The organism is Pseudomonas sp. SIMBA_068 (genome assembly GCF_046534705.1).
GTDB classification, from domain to species: domain Bacteria; phylum Pseudomonadota; class Gammaproteobacteria; order Pseudomonadales; family Pseudomonadaceae; genus Aquipseudomonas; species Aquipseudomonas putida.
In genome coordinates, this window is the sequence record NZ_JAWRYI010000595.1 from 1 (window position 1) to 269 (window position 269).

Here is a 269-nt window from a genome sequence, read left to right on the forward strand (position 1 = left end):
GTCGTATCTCGCGTTGACGCGTTTCCTGCAGACCCTGCTGGATCGCAACGACCGGATGAGCATGGCGGTCGGGCTGGAAGTGCGCGTGCCGTTCTGCGACCACCGGCTGGTCGAGTACGTGTTCAACGTGCCGTGGCAGATGAAGACGTTCGACGGGCGGGAGAAGAGTCTGCTGCGCGAGGCGGTTCGTCCGCTGCTGCCGGAAAGCGTCCTCAATCGGGTGAAGACGCCCTACCCGGCGACGCAAGACGGTGCGTATGAGCAGGGCC

1 protein-coding gene is annotated in these 269 nt (G+C 64.7%); it reads left to right on the forward strand.

Annotation, left to right across the window (positions count from 1 at the left end):
* Positions 1–269, forward strand: a 269-nt coding sequence (locus tag SB756_RS30560; RefSeq protein ID WP_410913305.1) for an asparagine synthase-related protein, incomplete at both ends; no start/stop codon positions are given.